At 39.0% G+C, this 1,788-nt stretch carries 1 protein-coding gene and 2 pseudogenes; all 3 read left to right on the plus strand.

Annotated features, from left to right (window positions below; genetic code table 11):
- Window positions 1-981, plus strand: a complete 981-nt coding sequence (locus HT693_RS00555; protein ID WP_172924649.1) for an IS30 family transposase — start codon at window positions 1-3, stop codon at window positions 979-981.
- A 279-nt stretch (window positions 982-1,260) separates the two neighbouring features.
- Window positions 1,261-1,382 (plus strand): annotated as a pseudogene (locus HT693_RS11740) (ISL3 family transposase); the annotation flags it as partial.
- Window positions 1,375-1,788 (plus strand): annotated as a pseudogene (locus HT693_RS11790) (IS66 family transposase); the annotation flags it as partial. The pseudogenes HT693_RS11740 and HT693_RS11790, both read left to right, overlap by 8 nt.

The raw sequence follows: 1,788 nt of genomic DNA on the forward strand, positions 1-1,788 counted from the left end.
ATGCAAAACCATTATACTACAAAAGCCAAACATTTGACAATCGATAGCCGTCGCTTAATCGAACGATGGAAAAAGGAAGGGAGATCAAATAGAGAAATCGCCTCTTTACTTGGAAAAGCTCCTCAAACCATTCACAATGAAATCAAACGTGGGACAGTCCGACAATGTCTTGGAAAAGGACGCTTTAAAGAGGTTTATTCTGCCGACTATGCTCAACAGTCTTATGAAAATAATCGCAAGCGCTCGGTCAAGAAATCAAGATTGAACAAGGAGCTGAAGGAAAAGATTCTCCACTATCATAACCAAAAATTTTCGCCTGAAATGATGGTCAAGGCTAAGGGCGTTAACGTGGGAATTTCTACCATCTACTACTGGATCCATCATGGAAAATTAGGATTGTCAAAACAGGATCTGCTCTATCCTAGAAAAGGAAAAGCGCTTAAGAAACAAGCTAGCACCAATTTTAACCCCCCTGGTCAATCTATCGAACAGCGTCCTGAAGCTATCAATCTGCGATTGGAGAATGGGCATTATGAGATTGATACGGTTCTGCTTACAAGAGTGAAAAATTATTGTTTACTGGTCTTAACTGATCGAAGGACTAGGCATCAAATTATCCGATTGATTCCAAATAAAAGTGCTGAGGCGGTCAATCAGGCTTTAAAACTCATCTTAAAACAACATCAAATTCTTTCCATCACGGCAGATAATGGTACAGAATTTAACCGCTTGTCTGATGTATTTTCTGAGGAACATATCTATTATGCGCACCCCTATGCCTCTTGGGAAAGGGGAACTAATGAGAATCACAACAGGCTCATTCGTAGATGGTTACCTAAGGGAACTAAGAAAACGACTCCCAAAGAAGTCGCATTCATCGAAAATTGGATTAATAACTATCCTAAAAAATGCTTGAACTACAAATCACCCAGAGAAGACTTCTTCATGGCTAACTTGAACTTGAAATTTGGATTCGGATAACTCCCCCTAGTCTGGTCAAAGTGGAAATTGGCCTAAAACAGATTTTTATGGTGGAATTTAGTGTGAGACGTTTGAGTTAGAAATGAGCTCTACTATGACAAAACATAAATACCTGACCCTTTCAGACCCTCATGAATTCTCTAGGCTGGAGATTTTGGCTCTATAATATTTGTAGTAGGAAAATCCCCTATGGATATTATGGAGCCTATTTTGTTGTAGAAAAAAAGTCCCATAAGATCTATAATGAAAAGCAACCAAACCATCATTAGAAAGATTCATATGGAACAATTACATTTTATCACAAAACTACTCGATATCAAAGACCCTAATGCCCAAATTATGGATATCATTAATAGAAGGAAATCATTGCTAAACTGGATTATGAGGCTCCATCTTGCCCAATTTGATTCAGAAGAAGTTCATCATCGCTTAGAGGACTGCATTTGCCCTGACTGTCAGGGAGAGCTAAAAGAGATTGGAGCGAGTCTTCAAGGCCAAGAATTAGTCTTTATTCCTGTGCAATTAAAACGCATAGATCATATCCAACACTCTTACAAATGCCAAGCATGCAGTGAGAAAAATCCGAGTGATAAAATCGTGAAAGCTCCTATCCCTAAAGCCCCTTTGGCGCATAAGCCTTGGCTCAGCTTCTATAATCGCTCACACCATCCATCAGAAGTTTAATCTGAAGGTTCCCAATTATCGCCAAGAAGAAGATTGGGCTAAGATGGGTTTACCAATCACACGTAAGGAAATCTCTAATTGGCATATCAAGGCGAGTCAATACTATTTAGAGTCCCTTTATAA

Origin of the sequence: Streptococcus sp. 2154, from assembly GCF_013277255.1 — a bacterium.
GTDB lineage: Bacteria > Bacillota > Bacilli > Lactobacillales > Streptococcaceae > Streptococcus > Streptococcus pseudopneumoniae.

What these genes read in the sequence shown, in the direction of transcription:
- HT693_RS00555 (WP_172924649.1), top strand. Translation starts at nt 1, where the DNA reads ATGCAAAACCATTATACTACAAAAGCCAAACATTTGACAATCGATAGC.